The 21234-nt window shown below is 67.1% G+C and carries 17 protein-coding genes; 4 read left to right on the forward strand and 13 right to left on the reverse strand.

The genetic code is table 11. From position 1 onward, the window contains the following. Positions 1–52 precede the first annotated feature (52 nt). Both AC6H42_RS08175 and AC6H42_RS08180 read left to right on the forward strand, forming a co-directional pair. Positions 53–718, forward strand: coding sequence for an O-methyltransferase (locus AC6H42_RS08175; RefSeq protein WP_497547803.1), 666 nt, complete (start codon positions 53–55; stop codon positions 716–718). Positions 719–960: 242 nt separating this feature from the next. Continuing rightward, positions 961–1647 (forward strand): choice-of-anchor E domain-containing protein, encoded by a 687-nt coding sequence (locus tag AC6H42_RS08180; protein WP_162249885.1) that lies wholly within the window; start codon positions 961–963, stop codon positions 1645–1647. A 114-nt stretch (positions 1648–1761) separates the two neighbouring features. Here the strand turns inward: AC6H42_RS08180 and AC6H42_RS08185 are convergent, their stop codons facing one another. Further along, entirely contained in the window at positions 1762–2559 is a 798-nt protein-coding gene (locus AC6H42_RS08185) for an alpha/beta fold hydrolase (RefSeq protein ID WP_497547804.1), read from the reverse strand. A gap of 411 nt (positions 2560–2970) precedes the next feature. On the opposite strand from AC6H42_RS08185, the gene AC6H42_RS08190 reads away from it, so the two are divergent. Further along, the gene (locus AC6H42_RS08190; RefSeq protein WP_497547805.1) at positions 2971–4500 is read left to right on the forward strand and encodes an FAD-dependent monooxygenase; all 1530 of its coding nucleotides are present in this window, start codon (positions 2971–2973) and stop codon (positions 4498–4500) included. On the opposite strand, the gene AC6H42_RS08195 is transcribed toward AC6H42_RS08190, so the two are convergent. Together AC6H42_RS08195 and glmS are read right to left on the reverse strand one after the other, a co-directional pair. After that, positions 4484–5449: a CE1 family esterase gene (locus AC6H42_RS08195; protein WP_057154253.1), complete on the reverse strand. Its 966-nt coding sequence runs from the start codon at positions 5447–5449 to the stop codon at positions 4484–4486. The genes AC6H42_RS08190 and AC6H42_RS08195 overlap by 17 nt on opposite strands. 3 nt (positions 5450–5452) lie before the next feature. Next, positions 5453–7282, reverse strand: a complete 1830-nt coding sequence (gene glmS, locus AC6H42_RS08200) for a glutamine--fructose-6-phosphate transaminase (isomerizing) (protein ID WP_497547806.1) — start codon at positions 7280–7282, stop codon at positions 5453–5455. 141 nt (positions 7283–7423) lie between these two features. On the opposite strand from glmS, the gene AC6H42_RS08205 reads away from it, so the two are divergent. Next, a complete protein-coding gene (locus AC6H42_RS08205; protein ID WP_057154255.1) occupies positions 7424–7891 on the forward strand; it encodes an Lrp/AsnC family transcriptional regulator in 468 nt (155 codons plus the stop codon). Between the two features lie 150 nt (positions 7892–8041). Here AC6H42_RS08205 and AC6H42_RS08210 read toward each other — a convergent pair whose 3' ends face one another. From AC6H42_RS08210 to glmU, 10 genes are all read right to left on the reverse strand, one after another. Then, positions 8042–8377 (reverse strand): DUF3325 domain-containing protein, encoded by a 336-nt coding sequence (locus tag AC6H42_RS08210; RefSeq protein ID WP_057154256.1) that lies wholly within the window; start codon positions 8375–8377, stop codon positions 8042–8044. Continuing rightward, on the reverse strand, positions 8374–9999 hold the full coding sequence (locus AC6H42_RS08215) for a PepSY-associated TM helix domain-containing protein (protein WP_497547807.1): 1626 nt from the start codon (positions 9997–9999) through the stop codon (positions 8374–8376). Before AC6H42_RS08215 ends, AC6H42_RS08210 begins: the two co-directional genes overlap by 4 nt. Continuing rightward, positions 9996–10337: an iron transporter gene (locus tag AC6H42_RS08220; RefSeq protein WP_497547808.1), complete on the reverse strand. Its 342-nt coding sequence runs from the start codon at positions 10335–10337 to the stop codon at positions 9996–9998. Before AC6H42_RS08220 ends, AC6H42_RS08215 begins: the two co-directional genes overlap by 4 nt. Before the next feature lie 28 nt (positions 10338–10365). Then, positions 10366–12792 (reverse strand): TonB-dependent siderophore receptor, encoded by a 2427-nt coding sequence (locus AC6H42_RS08225; protein ID WP_497547809.1) that lies wholly within the window; start codon positions 12790–12792, stop codon positions 10366–10368. 92 nt (positions 12793–12884) lie between these two features. Further along, complete coding sequence (locus AC6H42_RS08230) at positions 12885–13817, reverse strand: FecR domain-containing protein (protein ID WP_057154258.1); 933 nt, start codon at positions 13815–13817, stop codon at positions 12885–12887. Beyond that, positions 13814–14296: a sigma-70 family RNA polymerase sigma factor gene (locus tag AC6H42_RS08235; protein WP_057154335.1), complete on the reverse strand. Its 483-nt coding sequence runs from the start codon at positions 14294–14296 to the stop codon at positions 13814–13816. Before AC6H42_RS08235 ends, AC6H42_RS08230 begins: the two co-directional genes overlap by 4 nt. An 87-nt stretch (positions 14297–14383) precedes the next feature. Continuing rightward, positions 14384–16165, reverse strand: coding sequence for a TolC family protein (locus tag AC6H42_RS08240; RefSeq protein ID WP_497547810.1), 1782 nt, complete (start codon positions 16163–16165; stop codon positions 14384–14386). A 13-nt stretch (positions 16166–16178) separates the two neighbouring features. After that, a complete protein-coding gene (locus tag AC6H42_RS08245; protein WP_497547829.1) occupies positions 16179–18182 on the reverse strand; it encodes a MacB family efflux pump subunit in 2004 nt (667 codons plus the stop codon). 8 nt (positions 18183–18190) lie between these two features. Next, entirely contained in the window at positions 18191–19369 is a 1179-nt protein-coding gene (locus tag AC6H42_RS08250) for an efflux RND transporter periplasmic adaptor subunit (protein ID WP_057154261.1), read from the reverse strand. Between the two features lie 472 nt (positions 19370–19841). Further along, a complete protein-coding gene (glmU, locus tag AC6H42_RS08255) occupies positions 19842–21230 on the reverse strand; it encodes a bifunctional UDP-N-acetylglucosamine diphosphorylase/glucosamine-1-phosphate N-acetyltransferase GlmU (protein ID WP_057154262.1) in 1389 nt (462 codons plus the stop codon). Between the last annotated feature and the right edge of the window lie 4 nt (positions 21231–21234).

The raw sequence follows: 21234 nt of genomic DNA on the forward strand, positions 1-21234 counted from the left end.
ATGTGAAGGATTCTTCATATTATTACTGCTCTCAATTCAGAAAGGAATACCCATGACGACCCTGACCAACACCCCTGTCGGCCCGCTGCTTGAGCGTCTGTTCGCCGAGGCCAGCAGCACGCCGATACCTGCAATGGCGGCGTTCGCCGCGCTGCTCCCGGCGGAGCGCGCACGCATGATGGGCAGCAAGACCGAATACCGCGAGCTGTACGCGCAATTGAAAGAGACCGCGATTCCGGTCAGCCGCGCGACCGGCGCGCTGCTGTACATGCTGGCGCGCAGCACTCAGGCCAGCGCCATTGTCGAGTTCGGCACATCGTTCGGCATCTCGACCCTGCATCTTGCCGCAGCCTTGCGCGACAACGGCGGCGGCCGGCTGATCACCACGGAATTCGAGCCATCCAAGGCGCAGCGCGCGCGCGCCAATCTCGATGCCGGCGGCCTGCTGGACCTGGTGGAAATACGCGAAGGCGACGCGCTCGAAACGCTGCGCGCGGACCTGCCGGAATGGATCGACCTGCTGCTGCTGGACGGCGCCAAGGCGCTGTATGCGGATGTGCTGCGCCTGGTGGAGCAGCAGCTCCGGCCCGGCGCCCTCATCGTTGCCGACAACGCCGACTACTGCCCCGAGTACCTGGCATTGGTACGCGCGCCGCAAAGCGGGTATCTGTCCCTGCCGTTCGGCGGCGATGTGGAGCTGTCGATGAAGTGCGGCTAGCAGGCCAGGGGGAAATGTGTCGCGGAGGATACGGGGCTGTCGGCAAATTTTACATCCGCAGAGGTCATATCAGTTGTGCGAGAGTTAAGTCTTTGTTTTTAAGGAAACATTTCCAGTTGGCATAGATTGTGCTCTTAGGTAATCGATGTATTCATTAGGAATCAGACTTCCAACGACTTCGCTTCCATAACGATACAGCCGTAGCACCTATCCGATCATTTCCTTTCAACCAGAGAATTATCTTGAAAAAAATCTTTGCAGCCTTGGCGGTTGCCGCCGCCCTGTCCCCGTTTGCCAGCGCCCAAGCCGCCACCATCAGCTTTGCCGATACCAAATCCATCGCCACCACGAACTGGACCGATTTCCTCAGCTTCGGTAAATTCGACAGCAGCCTGGGCACCCTGACCTCAATCAAATTCGACCTGAGCGGCACGGTCCAGGGTGCTGGCAACGCCGAGAGCCTGGATGCCGCAGCTTCCAGCGTCACCCTGAGCCTGGGCGCACTGCTGGGCTTGACCCGTCCAGACGGCAGCACGCTGGTTGTGACCAATCCTCTGTTTAGCCAGGTATTCGAATTCGGCGCCTTCGACGGCACCATCAACTTCAGCGGCGCTTCCGGCGGCAGCACCGGCACCGTGTCGGCAAACGGCTCGAACTCCTTCACCAGCTTCAATGCCAGCGACTTCTCGCTGTTCTCGGCATTGGGTGGCGGCACCATCAATCTGGGCCTGAACGCCATCGGCAATTCGAGCGGCACCGGCGCCGGCAACCTGCTGACCCAGTTCAACACGTCGGCAGCCGGTAACGTGCTGGTCACCTACACCTACACGCCTACCGGCGAAGTGCCAGAGCCAGCAACCCTGGCAACGCTGATCGCCGGCCTCGGCCTGATGGGCGCCGTACGCCGCCGCGCGAAGAAGCAGGCGTAATACCGTAACGCCGTAAGGGCTGGCCGCACTGGCCTGCCGCGAACAAAAAAGCCGTCTTGCCAACCTCGATCGGCAAGACGGCTTTGTCGTTTGACGGCGCTGATCCGCGGCGTGTTACTTGGCCTGCGCCGCTTCCTCGATCAGTTTGGCCACCGCGGCCGGATTCGAGGTCATCACCACATGCGAAGCGCCCGGAATGGCGACGGTTTTGCGCGACTTGGCGCGCTCAGCCATGAAGCCCAGTGCCGCAGCCGGAATGTTCTTGTCGGCGGTGCCGTAGACGAAGTAGGACGGCACGCTTTTCCAGGCTGGCGCACCTGCCGCTTCGGCCAGGGCCGCCTCGGCGATAGGACGCTGGGCAATTGCCATCAGATCGGCCTCAGCCTTCGGAACGTCGGCAGCGAACTGCTTGTGGAACTTATCTTGCTGGATGTAGAAGTCCTTGCCGCCGTCCGCCAGCGCCACCGGCTCGGCCAGCGCGCCGCCCAGCGTGCCGCCTGGATAGCGGCCGGACAGCTCGAGCGCGGTCTCACCCTGTTCAGGGGCGAACGCGGCTACGTACACCAGGCTCTTGACGTTGGGCTGGCCGTTCGCTGCCGCCGAGATGACGGCGCCGCCGTAGGAATGTCCCACCAGCACGACCGGGCCTTTCACGCTACGCACGATATCGGCCACCACATTCGCATCGCCCTTCACGCTGCGCAGCGGATTGGCTGCGCCGATGACGTTGTACCCGTCTGCACGCAGCTTGGCGGCGACGCCGTTCCAGCTGGTTGCGTCGGCGAAGGCGCCGTGCACCAGGACCACGGTCGGCTTGACGCTGCTTGCAGGCGCTGCGGACGCTGCCATGGCAGGTGCGGCGGCGGCGCCGATGATCGACAGGGCGAGGGCGATGTTTTTGATGGCTTTCATGGTGAATCCTTTCGTGAGAGATTTTATTTAGCGAACCAATATATAGTGCACTACTTGTTTACTACAGGCTTCTTTGTTTGCAACCGATGTGAAGAAGTATAAGTAGTACGCTAATCAATAGCAAGCTATTTTTGTAAAAATTTTTCAGGCGTGCGAAGAGGACAAAATCGGCGCCGCGTTGCGATGCTACAATCGCCCTGTCGAAAAAGGTGGGCCGGCGTGGTGAGCCCCGGCCAACTCCAGGCATGGAGTGATGTATTTTCTCAGCCTCAGCGCTGAAAACCACGACGAGAGCGGACGTGCGCCGATTTCTCGTGGAACTTTTTTGACGTGCCCTGCCGCCCGGCGGGGCTGTGGTTCTCGCGGATCGACGCGCGTCCTTTGTAGCCATAGGCAAGAAAGGACGTTCCCATGCAACATACTCCCATCCTCGTTGTCGGCGGGTCCCTGGTTGGACTCTCCACCTCGCTGTTCCTATCGTGGCACGGCGTGGCCCACATCGTTATCGACAAGCACCCCGGCAGTTCGCCGCATCCCCGCGCCATGGGCTTTACCGAAACCACCCTGGAGCATTACCGCGCGGTCGGCATCGCCGACCAGATTCCACAGGTGCCGGCCGGCACGCGCTTGCGGCGCGTGACAGTGGACAGCCTGGCCGGGGACTGGAAAAGCGAACAGGCCTGGACACCCGGCGAAGCGCCGGTCCGGCCGAGCGAACTATCGCCGTGCACCGGTGCCGCCATCGCCCAGGACCGGCTGGAGCCGATTCTGCGGGCGGCGGCAATCAAGCGCGGCGCGGATTGCCGCACCAGTACCGAACTCATCGATTTCCGTCTGGAGCAGGACGGCGTGCTGGCGCAGGTGCGCGACCGTATTAGCGGGCAGCAGTATGAAATCGGCGCGCGCTACCTGATCGCAGCCGATGGCGCCGCCAGTCCCATCCGCGAAAAACTCGGCATACCGCGCAGCGGAGTTGGCCATCTTGGCGTATTGCGCAGCGTACTGTTTTATTGTCCGGGCGCGGATGCCTTTCTGCAGCGCGGCGCGCAGCAGTTCACCATCGAGCAACAGGGATACCGCGCCTTCCTGACCACGTATGGCGACAGCCGCTGGGTGCTGATGCTGGACGGCGACGAAGACCGCACCGGCGCGGAGCTGCAGTCGGCGATCCGCCGCGCGCTCGGTGCGGACCTGGCCTTCGAGATCATCACGACGGGGCGCTGGGAACTGGCAGGGCGCGTTGCCGATACCTACCGCCACGGGCCGATCTTCCTGGCGGGCGACGCTGCCCATCAGCTGCCGCCCACGCGCGGCGGTTTCGGCGCCAACACCGGCATCGACGACGCCTGGAACCTCGCATGGAAATTGAAGCGCGTGCTCGCCGGCGAGGCGGCACCGGGCCTGCTTGATACCTACGACGCGGAGCGGCGGCCGATCGGCTGGCTGCGGCACCAGCAGACGTTTTCCCGACCCGATTACGCGACGCGGGCCGGCGCGGCCTTCACACCAGACCCGCTATTCGGCAACGACGCCCTGGAGTTTGGCCAGCTGGTTCGATCCGCAGCAGTGGCCGGCGCAGGCCCGGACCTGCCGGCCGCCGCCGCGCCCGGGCAATGGATCGGCCAACCCGGAACCCGCGCGCCGCACGTGTGGCTGGAAAGGGCGGGCCGGCGCATGTCGTCGCTCGACCTGTTCGGTAAGGCTTATGTGCTGATCTCGGCGAGCGAGACGTGGCTGGCCGTGGCCGGGGAGCTGGGTCTGCAGCCCGTGGCGGCGGGCACCGGCATCGTATTCCCGCCCGCGCAACCCTTCGGCGCCCTGTTCGGCGTACCGCCGGAAGGCGCCACCGTCGTGCGGCCGGACGGCGTCATCGGCTGGCGCAGCCAGGGCGCGCCCGACGGCGGCAGCATCGGCGAACTGGTCGCTACGCTGATGCGGTAACCGGAGCGCGCTTGTCCTTGAAAAAGGCCCATGCTTCCTCGGCTGCCTCGATGTCGGCGTTCTGGGCGCCGGGGAACCAGGAAAACAGGCCAGGATAGCGTTTCAGCGCACTGGGCTCGGCATGGCCGCCGCCTTCTATCTTCAGCAAGCAGACCTGCAGCGCCGCGGGGTCGGCGCCCCAGGTATAGCGGGTAACGCGCGTGGCGGCGCCAGGCCGCTGCTGCGCGATGGCGGTGACGGCGGGTTCGCCACGCAAACCGGCCAGCTCGCGCCACACGGCGACCGATTCCTCCACGCTGGTCATCGGCGCGGCAAGCGAGGAGAAGATGCGGAACTGGTAGAGGAACTTACGCCCCGTGTAGGGAATAAAGGGATCGGCCGTGCCTGCCATGAACAGGACCGGCAGCGGCGTGCGGGGCTGGCCGCAGTTACTGGCAACGGGCATGGCGGCCAGCGCCACCGACAAGGCTGCCAGGCGCGGCGCGATCTCCGTCGCCGCACGGTAGGCCATCATGCCGCCCTTGGAAACGCCCATGAGATAGACCCGCGCCGGGTCGGCGTCATCCTCCGCAATGGCGCGGTCTATCAAGGCGCCGATCAGCGCACTGTCGTCGGATTTGGGATTGGCGGTGACACCGGCGTAGCTGTCGTTCCACGCGCGCTCGCCCCGGCGCTTGCTGCCATTCGGCGCAATCACCAGCAGCTGTTCGCGCTCGGCGATTTCCAGCCACAGCGACAAGGGAGACGGCGGAAAACTCAGCCCGAGCAATTGCTCGGCGGAGGAACCAGCGCCGTGCAGCAATATCACCAGCGGCCGCTTGCCCATAGCGGCGCGGCTGGGCACCGCCTTCAGGAAGTGGCGGACGCCTTCGGGGCGGAACAGCGTACCGGTTTCAATGCGCGCCTTAGCGCCTGTGCTGGTCTCGCTGCCCCGGAAGAAGTCCCGCAAGCCTTACTCGACCGTCACCGACTTGGCCAGATTGCGCGGCTTGTCGACGTCGGTGCCGCGCGCCAGGGCGGAGTGGTAGGCCAGCAGCTGCAGCGACACCACGTGCAGGATAGGCGACAGCTGGCCGTAGTGCTCGGGCATGCGGATCACGTGCACGCCGTCGCCGGAGGTGATGCGCGAATCGACGTCGGCGAACACGAACAGCTGGCCGCCGCGCGCGCGCACTTCCTGCATGTTCGATTTCAGCTTTTCGATCAGCGTGTCGTTCGGGGCGATGGTCACCACCGGCATTTCCTCGGTCACCAGCGCCAGCGGGCCGTGCTTCAGTTCACCCGCAGGGTAGGCCTCAGCGTGGATGTAGGAAATCTCCTTGAGCTTGAGCGCGCCTTCCAGCGCGATCGGGTAGTGCAGGCCACGGCCCAGGAACAGGGCGTTTTCCTTGCGCGCGAATTCTTCGGCCCAGGCGATGATCTGCGGCTCCAGCGCCAGCACCGAGGTGATGGCCGATGGCAGGTGGCGCATGGCTTTCAGGTGCGCGCTTTCTTCTTCGTCCGTCAGGCGGCCGTTCACTTGCGCCAGGGTCAAGGTGAGCAGGAACAGCGCGGCCAACTGGGTGGTGAAGGCCTTGGTCGAGGCCACGCCCACTTCCACGCCGGCGCGGGTGATGTAGGCCAGTTTGCATTCGCGCACCATGGCGCTGGTGGCCACGTTGCAGATGGTGAGGGTGTGCTCCATGCCCAGCGAACGCGCGTGCTTGAGCGCGGCCAGGGTATCGGCGGTTTCGCCGGATTGCGAGATGGTGACCACCAGCGTGCGCGGGTCGGGCACCGAGTCGCGGTAGCGGTATTCGCTGGCGATTTCCACGTTGACCGGGACCTTGGCGATCGATTCGATCCAGTACTTGGCGGTGGAGCCGGCGTAATAGCTGGTACCGCAGGCCAGGATCAGCACGCGGTCGATTTCCTTGAACACCTTGTAGGCGCCGTCGCCGAACAGCTCGGGCATGATGCCGGTGATGCCTTCCAGCGTGTCGCCGATGACGCGCGGCTGCTCGAAGATCTCTTTCTGCATGTAGTGGCGGTACGGACCCAGTTCGGCCGCGCCGGTGTGCGCGTGCACGGTCTTGACTTCGCGCTCGACGGACTTACCGTTGACGTCCACGATCCACACTTTACCCAGTTGCAGGTCGACCACGTCGCCTTCTTCCAGGTAGATGATCTGGTTGCTGGTGCCGGCCAGCGCCATCGCGTCCGAGGCGACGAAGTTTTCGCCTTCGCCGATGCCGACGATGAGCGGCGAGCCCTGCCGCGCTGCCACCACGCGGTGCGGCTCCTCGCGCGAGAACACGGCGATGGCGTAAGCGCCGTGCAGGCGCTTGACGGCTTGCTGCACGGTCTCGAACAGGTCGCCGTTGTACATATGGTCGACCAGGTGGGCGATCACTTCGGTGTCGGTCTGGCTCTGGAACACATAACCCAGCGCGGTCAGTTCGGCGCGCAGCTCGTCGTGGTTTTCGATGATGCCGTTGTGGACCAGCGCGATGCGCGCGTTGTCCGAGCTAGGCGAGAAGTGCGGGTGGGCGTTGTGCGAGGCGGGTGCGCCGTGTGTGGCCCAGCGGGTGTGGGCGATGCCGGTAAAGCCGCTCAGGCCGGTTTCCGCGACCTGCTTTTCCAGGTCGGCCACGCGCGAGGTGCTGCGCGAGCGCTGCAGTTGGCCGTTCACGTGCAGCGCCACGCCGCAGGAGTCGTAGCCTCGGTATTCCAGGCGCTTCAGGCCTTCGAGCAGGATGGGGGTGATGTTACGTTGCGCTACCGCGCCGACGATGCCGCACATGAAAACCTCTGTATGGATAGTTAATGAATCCATACTAGAGCAGCGGTCTTGAAATAAGCTTTCTAAATTCAATCGTGCATGAAATATTCTTTCACTCAAGTATAATCGTGAAATTAAATTTCATTTATTGTCTTATATTTTATGAATATTCCAGAACTGGATGAAGTAGACCGTCGCATCCTGAACGTGCTGCAGCAGAATGCGGCTTTGACCAATGCCGAGCTGGCACTTGCAGTGCACGTGTCGCCGCCCACGTGCTTACGGCGCGTGAAGCAGCTGACGGAAACCGGGGTGATCCAGCGGCAGGTCGCTATCGTATCACCGGAAAGCGTGGGCGCGCGCCTCACTGCCATCGTGGAGATCACGCTGGATGTGCAGGCGGCCGAACGCATGGCGGAGTTCGAGCAGCATGTAGCAGGCGACGACGCGGTGCTGCAGTGCTACCGGGTGTCGCCGGGGCCGGACTTCGTGCTGGTGATACAGGTGGCGGACATGCCAGCCTACAACGCGCTGGCGCACCGGCTGTTCGCGGCGCATACCAACGTGCGCAACGTGAAAACCTACTTCTCCACCCTGCGCAGCAAGTTCGAAACGCGCATCGCGGTGTAGCTTATACAGGCTTATCCATAGCTTATCCAAGGTTTATCCAACGATTACCCAACCGTATATCCACCGTATATTCACCGCTTATGCACGGGGTTATCCACCATCTTTACCACGGTTATACCAGCCTTATTCCATGCTTTTCCAGAGGGTTTTCTACAGGGTTGTCCACAGGCCGAAAATGGCGCTGACGGGCGCCAAAGCCGCACCCAGCCTTGCTCCGTAGGGCAACAGGAAGGCCAGGATCAGCGCGCCGGCAGTGAGAAAGCCGGTCCAGCCGACTACGCCAGCGCCGACGCCCCACAAATCGCTGCAGGAAAGCAGGGCTGCCGCCAGCAGCAGCGCGCCGGCCACGCGCAGGCTGCTGCGCGCGAGGGGCGTGGCATCGCGGCCGCGCCATTGCTGGTGGTGGCGGTCCATGGCCAGTGCCAGGGCAGCCATGCCCGCGTAGCACAGCGCCAGCGCGCCCAGAGTTTGCAGCGCGGCCATCATGCACCGGCCTTGCCGGCGGTGCGGGCGCCGGCGACAGCGGCGGTATTGCTCGCCGCAGGCTTGGCGGCCGCTCCGCCGCGCACGCGCCAGGCGGCGGCTACCAACAGCAGGCCGAAGGCGAGCGAGGTCAACTCCACGCCGGCGCGCTCCCAGTCCCCTTGCGCGACGTAGCCGGCGAAGTGCTGGCCGGTGGTGGCGGCGTTCAGCGCCGGCAGCAGCAGGCAAAGCGTTGCGGCGGCGAGCAGCTGTTCGCGCCAGGCCTGCGCGGCGGGACGCAGGGCGGCGTGCAACAGGGTGGCCAGCCAGGCGCCGAAGAAGGCGAGAATCTCCCAGTCATGCCGCTCGTCGATGCCGAGCGGGACCAGGCGGTTGGCCCACAGGTAGCCGATGCAGGCCAGCGACAGGCCTGCAATCGAGGCCACGTTGAGCACTTCAATCAGGCGGTACACCTGCGGCGTGCGCGCGCCGAACTCGCGCTGCGACTTCTGGCGCCGCTTCACCATGAACAGGACGGCGCCGCTGGCCATCATGGCGGTGCCGGCCAGGCCGGACACGAAGTACAGCCAGCGGATGGCGCTGCCGGCGAAGTGCAGGCGGTGCAGCTCGTCCAGGGTGCTCATGGTGGCGCGGGCGCCGTTGGCGGGCGCGCGGTGCGGCATGCGCGTCTCCAGCAGGGCCCCGCTGACGCCGTCGAAGGTGAGCACGCCGCGCGTGCTGAGCAGGTTACCGTCCTGCGTGGCGGGGGACGTGGTGCCGTACACCTGCACCGTCATGCCGGCGTCGCCCGGATGGTTGATCACCACCGCGAATACGGGGCTGCGGAAGGTTTCCTCGGCCTGCCGCACCAGCGGCGCCAGTGGTGCCAGCACGCCTGGCCTGCCGGTTGCGCCCCGTTCGGGCCCGTAGTCCTTCACGTTAACGTGGCCTTCGCCGCGCAGCTGCTGCGCCCACAGCACAGCCGGCACGTAGGTGTGCCAGCTGATCGCCAGGCCGCTGTAGACGATGACGAACAGGAAGGGCAGCGTGAGCACGCCCAGCAGGTTGTGCGCATCCAGCCAGGAGCGCTGGCCCTTGGCGGGACGGAAGGTGAAGAAGTCCTTGAAGATGCGCTTGTGGGTGATGACGCCGGAGATCAGCGCCACCAGCATGGCCACCGATGCGGCGCCGACTATCCACAGGCCGGCGACGCCGGCGTGCAGCGCGTGGTGGAACTCCACGAAGTGGTTGCCGCCCGCCGTGTCGCGCACGGTGCGCGCTTCCTCCGGCAGTTCGGTGCCGGTGGCGGTGGAGACGTGCGCGTCCTCGTAGCGGCCCTGCGCATTGAGCCAATAGATGTTGAAGCGCTGTTCGCCTTCGCGCGGCCACAATTCCCACATGTTGCTGTGCGGGGCTTTCCGCTGCAGCAACGCCAGCCCGTGCGCCAGTTGCGCGTCATGGTTGCCGGCGCGCGCGTAGGGCGCGGCGTCGGCGTGCATCGGCGCTTCCGGGCGCATCCAGTCGGAGATGGCGTCGGTGAAGACGCTCAGGGTGCCGGTCAGGAATATGGCGAAGGCGAGCCAGCAGAACCACAGGCCGCCCCAGGTGTGCAGCCAGGACATGCGCTGCCGCAGGCCGCCGCTCACGCCGCACCCCGCTGCGCCAGCACCAGCAATGCCGCCGAGGCGCCCAGCACGACGGTCGCGCCCAACAGGCTACCCCATGCCTTGGCCGGGCTGCGCACGCCGAAGGCCCAGATGATGGCCAGCGCGTACAGCACCAGTCCCCACAGCGCGCCGCCCAGCAGCGCATCGGATGGCAGGCCGTCGCGGTCGACGAACATCACCGAGGCCAGCACGGCGCCGGCAGATGCGAACAGATAGCCCCCCAGCAGCGCGGCCAGGGTGCGCGCGAGCACAGGGCGCCGCGTGTTGAGGAGGAGTGCGAGCCGGCTGGTGGCGGTGGCAGCGTGCTTGGTGGTCATGATGGCTCCCGATCGGTGCTGGTGATGCTTACTGGAAGCGGTAGTTCAGCGACAGCGACACATTGCGCGGCTCGCCCCAGAACACACTGTCGTAGAAGCCCACGTTGCGGTAGTAGTGCTTGTCCAGCAGGTTGTTGATGTTGAGCTGTACGCTGGCCTGCCGGTTGATGCGGTAGGAGGCCATGGCGCTCACCAGCGCATACGCGCCCTGTTCGAGACGCGCTTCTTCGGTCTTCGGCGCCTTCGGACGGCCGTACCACGACTCGCCGTAGGTAGCGCTTTGCGCAGTGATGCCAGCGCCCAGTTTCAGGCCTTGCCACGCGCCGCCGAAGTCGTAGGCGCCGGACAGGCGCAGCAGGTGGCGCGGCTGGGTGGGCACGGCGCGCTTGCCGTTCGCTTCGCTGGCGTCCAGCCAGGTATAGCCGGCGCTCAGGTTCCAGCCCGCCGCCACCTGGCCGGACAGGTCGAACTCCAGGCCGCGCGCGGTGATGCCTTCGCCGTTGGCCACATAGGCCATGCCGCCGTCCGGCAGCGTGAAGCCGGGGGCCACGCTCTTGTCCAGTTCCGCCAGGTTTTTTTTCTTGGTCTGGAAGGCGGCGGCGGACGCGTTAAGGCGGCCGTTGAGGTATTCGCCCTTGATGCCCAGTTCCGCGTTGGTGCCGGTTTCCGGCGGCAGGAAGTTGTTGTTTTTGTCTCTGCTGGTTTGCGGATTGAACAAGGTGGTGTAGCTGGCGTAGGCAGACAGGTTGTCGCCCAGGTCCAGCACCAGGCCGACGTAGGGCGTGCGCTCGTCGGGCATGGCGACGGAGTCGGTGGTGCCGGTGTGCTTGCCGCTGGAATCGAAGTTGCGGGTCTCGGTGCGGTAGCTGCTAATGCGCGCGCCAACGATGGCGGTGAGGCTGTCGGCGAGGCTGAAACGGCCGGCCAGATAGGCGCCGGTCAGGCGCGTGACGCCTTCGCTGCGGGTGCCGTCCGGGATGAATACGGGGCGCGGGATATTGCCGGTCCAGGTGCGGTAATCCGGAATCTTGGCCGGGTATTTCACGTCCGCTTCACCGCCTTGCGTAGTGTAGGTCTGGTTGCCGCCGTTCCAGCCTGCGATCAGGGTGTGGCGGCGGCCCAGCAGGGAGAAGGGGCCGGTGGCGTAGACGTCGAAGTTGTCGTCCACGTATTCGCCTTCGCCCCACACACCGGTCCATAGCGTCATGCCGGCGCCGGTAGCGGCATTCGGGTAGCCGCTGCCGCCGTTGACCACGGCGGTGTTGTTGCGGCTGGTGGTGCGCGCATAGCCGGCGTGCAGTTTCCAGTTGTTGGCGAAGCGCTGGTCAACCGAGGCAAACACGGTTTCCTGTTCGTTGGCCCAGGTGCTCCACGGTGCGCTCAGGCTGAAGTTGCGCGGCAGGTTGGCCAGTCCGCCTTCCGAGTTCCAGTACGGCACTGCGCCCCAGGTGGAGCCCTTGGGGGCGTTGTGCTGGAAGTCCGCGCCCACGGTCAGCAGGGTGCGTTCGGCCAGATCCGCTTCCACGATGGCCATGCCGACGGTTTTGCGCTCCTGGTACATATCCATGTAGGAGTCGCGTTCCTGGTGCGCCACGGCGGCGCGTCCGCGCACGCTGCCATCCGCCGCCAGCGGAATGGACAGGTCGGCTTCCACGCGCTTGCTGTCCCAGCGCCCCAGCACCACCCCGGCGTTGCCCTGCAAGGTGCGCGTAGGGCGCTTGCGCACCATGTTGATGGCGGCGGACGGGTCGCCGGTGCCGCCCATCAGGCCACTGGCGCCGCGCACCACTTCCACGCGGTCGTACAGGATGGTGTCCGACAGCGGCGCGTTACCGCCTTGCGGCATGCCGTCCACCTGGATGTTGTTGATACCGAAACCGCGCGCATAGTAGCGCGTGCGCTCGCTGTCCTGCTGGCCGACCATGATGCCGGTGGTTTGCGCCAGCGCTTCGTCCAGGCGGCTGATGCCCAGGTCGTCCATGCGCGCGCGGGTGATGACGCTGACCGACTGCGGCGTATCGCGCACCGACATTTCCATGCGGGTGGCGGTGCGCATGGCGCCGCTGGTATAGGAACCGGTGCCTTCGGTGCTGGCGCCGAGCGCCTGGCCCAGCACCGTCACCTGCTGCATCACGGCCGCGTTTTGCGCTGTGGCTGCGGCCGCAGTTTTCCGCAGCACGTACACACCGCCGCCCTGCTGGGCCGCTTCCAGGCCGCTGCCTTCCAGCAGTTGCGCGAAGCCTTCGGCAACGCCGTAGTTGCCTTGCAGGCCGCGCGTGGACAGGCCGTCGGTCAGCGCCGGGTTGGACGACAGGGTGACGCCGCTCTGGCCTGCGAAGCGCGACAGCGCCGGACTGAGGGCGCCCCCGGCGATCTGGTAGTCCTTGGCGAGGGCCAGGGTAGGTGCGACCGCTGCGGCGGCGATCATGACGGCGGTGATGGACGTGCGAACCATGAAAACTTTCCTTGTGCGTGAATGAGTTGTGCTGCTCCTGAGTTGTTTGACACGCGAGGTTCGGAAAGGGGACACGCCGGCGCGAAATAAGCTCAGGCCGGCGCCACGGTGATCCAGTAGCGGGTGCGCGCCTGGAGGCGCACAGGGAGGGAGGAGGCCAAGGCCTTGAGCACGCCGTCCGTGTCGCGCAGCTGGAAGGCGCCGGAAACGCGCAGATGCGCGGCGGCGGGGTCGCAGCGCAGCAGCCCGGGACGATAGCGCGCCAGTTCGGCGATGAATTCGCCCAAGGGCATGCGCTCGGCGTACAGCACGCCGTCCACCCAGGCGGCGGCCGCGTCCTCGTTCAGGCCTTCGACGGCGCCGCCGGCGGTGCTGAAACGGGTCTGGCTGCCGGCAGGCAACCGGTAGGCGGATGCGTTGGCTGGGGAGACTTCGACTGCGCCTTGCAGCACGGCGAGGCGGGTGTGGGCTTCATCCAGGCGCACCGTGAAGCGGGTGCCGAGCGCGCGCATGGAGCCTTGCGGACCGCGCACGATGAAAGACCGCCCTGCCGGATCGGGCGCGGTCTGGACCAGGATCTCGCCGCGCAGCAGGTGCACGGTGCGCGTGGCGGCATCGAAGCGGACATTGAGTGCGGTATCGGTGTTGAGGGTGAGGCTGCTGCCGTCGGGCAAGGTGATATCGCGGCGCTCGCCGGCGGCGGTGCACTGGTCGGCGCGCCATTCGTCCCACGGCGCGGCGCGCCAGGCGGCCCAGCCCAGTGGGGCGCCGGTGAGCACCAGCGCCAGCGTCTTGACGGCGTTGCGGCGGCTGGCGGCGCGGCGCAGTGCGGGGGCGGCCAGGGCGGATGGCACGCTGTCCAGTGTTCCAGTGACTTGTTCGGCGCGGCGCCAGGCGCGTTCATGCTCTTCGCTTTCGGCGCGCCAGGCGCGCCAGCGCCTGCGGGCGGCGGGGGACAGGCCGCCGTCCTGCATGCGCATCATCCAATACGCGGCTTCGCGCGCGGCGCGCTGGGAGAGGTTCATGCGTGGTCCGGCGCGTGCAGGATGCACTGCTCGAAAGCCAGCGCCATGTAGCGCTTGACAGTGCGCACGGTGACGCCGATCCGTTCGCCGATCTCGGCATAGGTTAGCCCTTCGAGCTGGGACAGCAGGAAGGCTTCGCGGGCTTTTTGCGGCAGGCTGTCAAGCATGGCGTCGATTTCGTGCAGCGTTTCCAGCAGCGCCAGGCGCTCCTCGGGGGACGGGGCAAGCGCGGGCGGCATTTGCGCCAGCACTTCCAGATAGGCCAGTTCCAGCGACTGCCGGCGCGCGTGGTTGATGAGCAAGTGGCGCGCCACCGTGGTCAGGTAGGCGCGCGGCTCCTGGATGGCCGGAGCGCGCTTTTCCTGGTGCAGGCAGAGGATGCGCATGAAGGTGTCGTGCGCGAGGTCGGCCGCATGGTCGGCGCCATTGAGCTTGCGGCGCAGCCAGCCCACCAGCCAGCCGTGGTGGTCCACATACATGGCGGCGAGGTCGGAGCGGGGCGCGCGGGCGATGGTGGACACGGGAACATCCTGACATATAAATGCGAATGATTCTCATTATACATATCAGGCGCCGTTTCCGGTATCGATTTGCCATCCACCACCAAGCGCGCGGTACAGGGCCACCGAGGCTTGCAGGCGCGCCAGGCGCAGTTGCAGGGCGGCGTCCTGCGCGGCGTACAGGGTGCGCTGGGCGTCGAGCAGGGTGAGCGCGCTGTCGGCGCCGGCGCGGTAGCGGGCGCTGGCCAGGTCGAAGGCGCGGCTGGCCTGGGCCAGTTCTTCTTCCTGGGCGGCGTGCTGTTCGGCAAGGGAGGACAGCGCGTTCAGCGCGCGTTCGACGTCGCCAAAGGCAGCCACGATGGCGCTTCGGTAGCCGGCCAGCAGTTCGGCGCGGCGGGCGGCGGCCAGGTCGCGCTGGGCGGCGAGGCGGCCGCCATTGAAGATGGGGGCGGCCAGGCTGGCGGCGAGGCTGTAGAGCGGGTTGTCGAGCAAGCCGGATGGGCGGTGGCCGCTGGATTGCAGGATGCCGCCCAGCGCGACGCTGGGAAGCATGGCGGCGCGGGCGGCGATGATGTCGGCGTCCGCTGCGGCCAGTTGGGCTTCGGCCTGCGCTATGTCGGGACGGCGCGCCAGCAGGGCGGACGGCAGGCCGGCATCAATGGCGGGCAAGCGCAGGCTGGCGAGCAGGCTGGGGGCTGGCGGCGCCACGTTGGCGTTGGCGTTGGCGTTGGCGTTGGCGTTGGCGTTGGCGTTGGCGTTGGCGTTGGCGTTGGCGTTCGCGTTGGCGTTGGCGTTGGCGTTGGCGTTGGCGTTGGCGTTGGCGTTGGCGGCGGTGGCGGCGGCAGGGTCGGCAAGGCGTGCGGCCGGGGCGGGATAGGGGGCGGCGGCTACGGCGGCGGCCGGGATGGTGGCGACTGCAGGGTCGGCAGCAGCGGGCCCCGGGGAGACGGCCGGGACGGGGACGACGTCCGGGGCGGCGGGGGCAACAGTGCGGCCCAGCAGGATGGCGAGGGTGGTGCGGCTGTCCTCGAGTTGCTGGGCGAGTTCGGCGCGCTGGCGGCGCTGGGCGGCGACCAGGCCGCGCTGCTGGGCGAGTTCGAGCGGGTGCGCGGCGCCAGCGCTGGAGCGGGAAGCCACCATTGCGAGCATGCGCTCGGCGCTGGCCAGGTTGCTGTCGGCGACGCCCAGGCGGTCGCGCAAGCCGGCGCTTTGCAGCCAGGCGGCTGCCACGCTGGCGGTGACGGCCAGCCGTGCCGCGTCGCGCGCGTGGCGGCTGGCCTGCAGCAGGGCGGCGGCGCTGTCGTCACGCGCGCGGTTGCCGCCCCAGAGGTCGACTTCGTAGCTGGCGCGAAAGGCGAGACCGTAGGCGCCGCCGGTGCTGGCGGTGTTGCCGGCCGCCCCGGAGGCTGGCGCCACGCTGCCGCGAGCCAGGCCGTCCGCCCTGCCGCCGCCGCTGGCCTCCAGCGATGTGGAGAGCACCGGCAGCCGGGCGGCGCCGGCCACGCGTGATGCGGCGTCGGCCTGGCCGACACGGGCGATGGCGGCGGCCAGGTCAAAGCTGTCGCGCTGCGCAGCTTCGACCATCTCGGCCAGTTCGGCGCTGCCAAAGTTGCGCCACCAGCCGTCGCCGGGTGTTGCGGGCAAAGCGGCTGGCGGCCGTGCGGCGGCGACAGCGAATGGCGGCGCAGCGGCGGACGGCGCGACGAGGGGCGCTGAGACTGCTGGCGCTGGTTGGCGCCAGGCGGCGGGGGGGGCGGGGTGGGAGGCAAAGCGCTCCGAAACCGGCACGGTGCGGCAGCCGGCCAGCGCCAGCAGGGGCAGGACCAGCAGCCCCGATATTCTTGTCATAGTCGATTCCATTTCAGTCGGAGGCCAACGCTTGCACCGGGTCCAGCGCGGCGGCGGTGCGCGCGGGCATGAAGCCGAATACCAGCCCGGTAACCAGCGCGCAGCCGAACGCGCCCGCAATTGCGCTCAGCGAGAAGATCAGCGCCACGTCCCACCACAGCAGGGCCGACCCCACCGCCAGCCCCACGGCCACGCCGATGCTGCCGCCGGTGAGCGTGACCAGCACCGCTTCGGTAAGGAACTGACGCAGGATGTCGCGCCGGCGCGCACCGGTCGCCATGCGGATGCCGATTTCACGGGTGCGCTCGCGCACCGTCATCAGCATCACGTTCATCACGCCGATGCCGCCCACCACCAGCGACACGGCGGCGATCAGGCTCAGCATCAGCGTCATGGTGTCGCCGGTTTTCGCCTCGGCGGCGATGGAGGCGGCGGCGTTGCCGATGTCGAAGTCGCGCAGGCCGTGGCGCTCCAGCATCAGCGCTTCCACCGAGGCCTGCGTCTGCGCGACGCGGCTGACGTCGTCGACCGCCATCACCGTGTAGGTAGGCTCGCGCTGGCCGAACACCTTCAGCCCGGCGGTCGAGAACGGCAGGATCAGCAGGTTGTCCTCGTCGCGGTCGCCGCTGATGGCGCCCTTCTCCGACATCACGCCGATCACCTGCAGCGGCAGGTTGCCGATCAGGATCACCTTGCCTACCGGGTCGGCCACGTCCGGCATCAGTTCGCGCGCCAGCTTATGGCCCAGCACCGCCACATTGGCCATGTCGCGCTCGTCGTCCGGAGTGAAGAAGCCGCCCCTGGCCACCGGCCAGGTCTGGATTTCGGGCAGTGCGGGGCCGCTGCCGCGCACATAGGTCTGCACGTCGCGCCCGCCGAAGCGCACCACCTGGTTGCCGGTCACATTCGGCAGCACGTGCGCGACGTTGGGCAGTGTAGCGACCGCGTCCAGGTCCGCCAGTGTGATGCTGCGGCCCGGCATGCGCGAACTGGCGCCGATGGAGGACATGTACATGAGGTTGGAGCCGAACGCGCCCAGTTGCGCCACCACGCGCTGCTTGGCGCCCAGCCCAACCGCCAGCATGACGATCACCGACGCCACGCCGATGACGATGCCCAGCAAGGTGAGCCCGGTGCGGAAGCGGTTGATCCACATGACGCGCCAGGCGGCGCGCGCGGCCTCGCGCAGGTCGGCCCAGAAGGAAGCAGCGCTGTGCCCCGTGGCGCCAGCGCTGGCCATGTCCGGGGCGGGCAGGCCCTGTCCGGACGGCGCGGCGCCGCTGTCGCCGACGATGGCGCCGTCGCGGATTTCAATTACGCGGCGCGCCTGCGCGGCCACGCTGCGGTCGTGCGTGATGAGGATGATGGTGTGGCCGGCGTCGGCCAGCTCGTTCAGCAGCGCCATCACTTCCGCACCGCTGGCGCTGTCCAGCGCGCCGGTGGGTTCGTCGGCCAGCAGGATGCGGCCGCCGTTCATCAACGCGCGCGCTATCGACACGCGCTGCTGCTGGCCGCCGGACAGCTGGCTGGGACGGTGTTCCAGGCGCTCGCCCATGCCCAGGCGGCGCAGCAGCGCCCCGGCGCGCTCCTTGCGCTGGTGCTCCGGCATGCCGGCGTAGATGGCGGGCAGTTCGACGTTCTCGCGCGCGGTTTCGGAAGCGATCAGGTGGTAGCCCTGGAAAACGAAACCGAATGCTTCGCGGCGCAGCCATGCCAGCTGGTCGGCGCCCAGGTCCGCCACGTCGTGCCCGGCGAAGCGGTAGCTGCCTTCGCTCGGGCGGTCCAGGCAGCCCAGCAGGTGCATCAGGGTCGACTTGCCGGAGCCGGAGGCGCCGACGATGGCGACAAACTCACCGGCATGGATGTCCAGCGTAACGCCGCGCAGCACTTCCACCGCCGGGGAGCCGTTCTCGCCGCCGTAGCGCTTGCGCAGGCCGCGCAGGGCGATCAGCGGCTGCGCGGCCGCCGGCAGCAACCGGGTGGCCCCAGCTTGCGGCGCGCGCGGCGGCGCGTACATGTCCGCGCTCACAGCTGGAACCTGCCCGTGCCTTCGGGCGCGATGTCGCGCAGGACGAGCTGCTCGCCTTCGCGCAGGCCTTGCAGCACCTGCCCGTGCAGGCGGTCGCGCACGCCGATTTCCACTTCGCGCTGTTCCAGCTCGCCCGCGCCGTTCAGCACGCGCGCGGTGTAGCGTCCCGGCTTGCCTTCCCGTGCGGCCAGGGCGGGCAGCGGCGCCGCCAGCGCGTTCTTCACGGCGGCGGTGACGAAGGACACCTGCGCCGTCATCTGCGGCATGAGCTCCCCGTCCGCGTTGTCCACGTCGAACAGCGCCGTGTACAGAATCACCTTGCCGGGCGTGGGCGCCAGCGCGGTGGCGCCGTCGCGCGGCTGGGCCGCAGGCGCGGGCAGCACCTGCCGCACCTTGCCCTCCCAGCGGCGCTGGCTGGCGCCCAGGGTGGTGAAATAGACCGGCATGCCGGCCTTCACTCGCCGCACGTCGGCCTCGGACACTTCGGTCCATACCGTCATGCCCGACAGGTCCGCCACGCGCAGCACGTTGGGCGTCTGGTAGGTGGCGTTCAAGGTCTGCCCCTCGCGCGCTTCGACCGACACCACGGTGCCGCCCATGGGCGCGTAGATGCGGGTGTAGCCCAGGCGCGCCACGTCCGCCTTCAACGCGGCTTCGGTCTGCGCAATCTGCGCCCGCAGGTTGGCGATGCGGGCAACGGCCGTCTCCACGGCGGCGGCGGCCACTTGCACGTCCTCTTCGCGGGTGGCGCCGTCGCGCGCCATTTGCTGCTGGCGCGCATCCTGCTGCCTGGCCAGGCGGTGCTGGGCGCGCTGCTCGGCCAGCTGGGCCGTCAGCCCGGCCAGCGCGGCCCGGCCCGCGTCCACCGTGGCCTGCTGCACGCTGGGGTCGATCTCCACCAGCAGGTCGCCCTTTTCGACCACGGCGCCGGGCGCCACATGCAGGCGCAGCACCTGGCCGGACACTTGCGCGCCGATGTCCACATAGCTGCGCGGCTGCAGCGTCCCGATGGCCATGACGCTGGCCTCGATACTGGCGCGCGCCACGCGCACGGTTTCAACTTTGGGCGCCGCCTGCTGCTGGCGCCATGCGGCAACGCCGGCCGCTATCGCGGCGGCGCCCAGCAGCGCCAGCACGGCGTTGCGGCGGAACTTGGAAGGAAGCGGAATTGCCATGCACTCAAACCTTTTCGGACAGGAGGGACGCCGAAGGCATCCTTACTATCCATGACCGCCGAAACGGAAAAAGGGGTCAGCGCGGGCAAAAAAATCAGCGCGCGGCCGGCGTGCTCCGGCGGCCGCCCAGCCGTCACCCGGTCGGAGCCCTGTTATCCAGCAGTTTTCCTGCCGATTTCCACAGGCTTATGCACACAGCAAATATGGCCGTCCGGAATCAAAATCCGCTTATACCGGCTTATCCAACACTTGTTCAGGACTTTTTCAGTGGGATATCAACAATCTTATCCACAATCGGCGCAGCCGTCCGCATGCGCACCTCGCTAAAGCTAGCAAGCAAGTAGCCACTGCGCCTATGCCAACTTACCCCCTGCTTGCCCACCGCATATGGACAGCTTGTCTACAAGCTTGCTCACATGGTTATCCACAAAAAAAACGGCGCCCGAAGGCGCCGTGCACTGCATGCGGAAACTTACTTCTTGATCTTGACCGGGCGCTTCCAGCCGGGAATGGTCAGCTGCTTGGGACGCGAGATGGTCAGCTGCTCGGCCGGCGCATCCTTGGTCAGCGTGGTGCCGGCGCCGATAGTGGCGCCACGGCCCACCGTCACCGGGGCCACCAGCTGGCTGTCGCTGCCGATGAAGGCATCGTCCTCGATCACGGTGCGGAACTTGTTGGCGCCGTCGTAATTGCAGGTGATGACGCCGGCGCCCACGTTCACGCGCGAACCGACGGTGGCGTCGCCCACGTAGGCAAGGTGGTTGGCCTTGCTGTGCGCGGCGATCTGGCTGTTCTTGATTTCGACGAAGTTGCCGATGTGGACGTCTTCGGCCAGCTCGGTGCCCGGGCGCAGGCGCGCGTAGGGGCCGATGATGGATTTGGCGCCCACCACCGCGTCTTCGATGTGGCAGAAGGGCTTGATCTGCACACCGGCAGCGATGCGGGCGTTGACCAGCACGCTGTGCGCACCGACAGTGACGCCGTCGGCCAGCTCGACCTTGCCTTCAAACACGCAGCCGACGTCGATGGTGACGTCGCGGCCGCAAACCAGTTCGCCGCGCACGTCGATGCGGGCCGGGTCCATCACGGTCACGCCGCGCTCGAGCAGCGCCTGGGCAATATTGAGCTGGTGGATGCGTTCCAGCTGGGCCAGCTGCACCTTGGAATTGACGCCCGCCACTTCCCACACGCCGCCCGGGTTGGCCGAGACCACCGGCACGCCGTCCGCCACCGCCTGGGCCACGATGTCGGTCAGGTAGTACTCGCCCTGCGCGTTATTGTTCTGCAGCGCGGCCAGCCATTTCTTCAGGCGCGCGGTAGGCGCCACCATGATGCCGCTGTTGATTTCCTTGATGGCGCGTTCTTCCGCGCTGGCATCCTTTTCCTCGACGATGCGGATGATCTGGCCGGTCCTTTGCCCGCCTTCGCGCACAATGCGGCCCAGGCCGAACGGATCATCCTGCTCCACGGTGAGGATGCCCAGCTTGTCCGACCCGGCCGCGTCCACCAGGCGCTGCAGCGAGGCCGAAGTGGTCAGCGGCACATCGCCGTACAGGATCAGGGTGGGGTGGGCTTCGTCCAGCACCGGCAGCGCCTGCATGACGGCGTGGCCGGTGCCCAGCTGCGGTTCCTGCAGCGCGGCGGAGATATCGGCGCCGGGCACCTGCTTCTCCTTTTCCAGCTGCTCCAGCACGGCTGCGCCCCCGTGGCCGTAAATCACGCATAATTTGGCCGGGGACAAGCCGCGCGCAGTATCGATCACGTGCGACAACAGCGGCTTGCCTGCCAGCGGATGCAATACCTTGGGCAATGCGGACTGCATACGTTTGCCCATGCCGGCGGCGAGAATAACTACGTTCATAGGC

Source organism: Massilia sp. NBRC 108631 (genome assembly GCF_059704565.1).

Bases quoted from the DNA above. Each gene is read 5' to 3' on its own strand.
- AC6H42_RS08175 (WP_497547803.1), top strand. From the start codon at position 53: ATGACGACCCTGACCAACACCCCTGTCGGCCCGCTGCTTGAGCGTCTG.
- AC6H42_RS08185 (WP_497547804.1), bottom strand. From the start codon at position 2,559: ATGAAAGCCATCAAAAACATCGCCCTCGCCCTGTCGATCATCGGCGCC.
- AC6H42_RS08190 (WP_497547805.1), top strand. From the start codon at position 2,971: ATGCAACATACTCCCATCCTCGTTGTCGGCGGGTCCCTGGTTGGACTC.
- glmS (WP_497547806.1), bottom strand. From the start codon at position 7,282: ATGTGCGGCATCGTCGGCGCGGTAGCGCAACGTAACATCACCCCCATC.
- AC6H42_RS08205 (WP_057154255.1), top strand. From the start codon at position 7,424: ATGAATATTCCAGAACTGGATGAAGTAGACCGTCGCATCCTGAACGTG.
- AC6H42_RS08210 (WP_057154256.1), bottom strand. From the start codon at position 8,377: ATGATGGCCGCGCTGCAAACTCTGGGCGCGCTGGCGCTGTGCTACGCG.
- AC6H42_RS08220 (WP_497547808.1), bottom strand. From the start codon at position 10,337: ATGACCACCAAGCACGCTGCCACCGCCACCAGCCGGCTCGCACTCCTC.
- AC6H42_RS08225 (WP_497547809.1), bottom strand. From the start codon at position 12,792: ATGGTTCGCACGTCCATCACCGCCGTCATGATCGCCGCCGCAGCGGTC.
- AC6H42_RS08230 (WP_057154258.1), bottom strand. From the start codon at position 13,817: ATGAACCTCTCCCAGCGCGCCGCGCGCGAAGCCGCGTATTGGATGATG.
- AC6H42_RS08235 (WP_057154335.1), bottom strand. From the start codon at position 14,296: ATGTATGTGGACCACCACGGCTGGCTGGTGGGCTGGCTGCGCCGCAAG.
- AC6H42_RS08240 (WP_497547810.1), bottom strand. From the start codon at position 16,165: ATGACAAGAATATCGGGGCTGCTGGTCCTGCCCCTGCTGGCGCTGGCC.
- AC6H42_RS08245 (WP_497547829.1), bottom strand. From the start codon at position 18,182: ATGTACGCGCCGCCGCGCGCGCCGCAAGCTGGGGCCACCCGGTTGCTG.
- AC6H42_RS08250 (WP_057154261.1), bottom strand. From the start codon at position 19,369: ATGGCAATTCCGCTTCCTTCCAAGTTCCGCCGCAACGCCGTGCTGGCG.
- glmU (WP_057154262.1), bottom strand. From the start codon at position 21,230: ATGAACGTAGTTATTCTCGCCGCCGGCATGGGCAAACGTATGCAGTCC.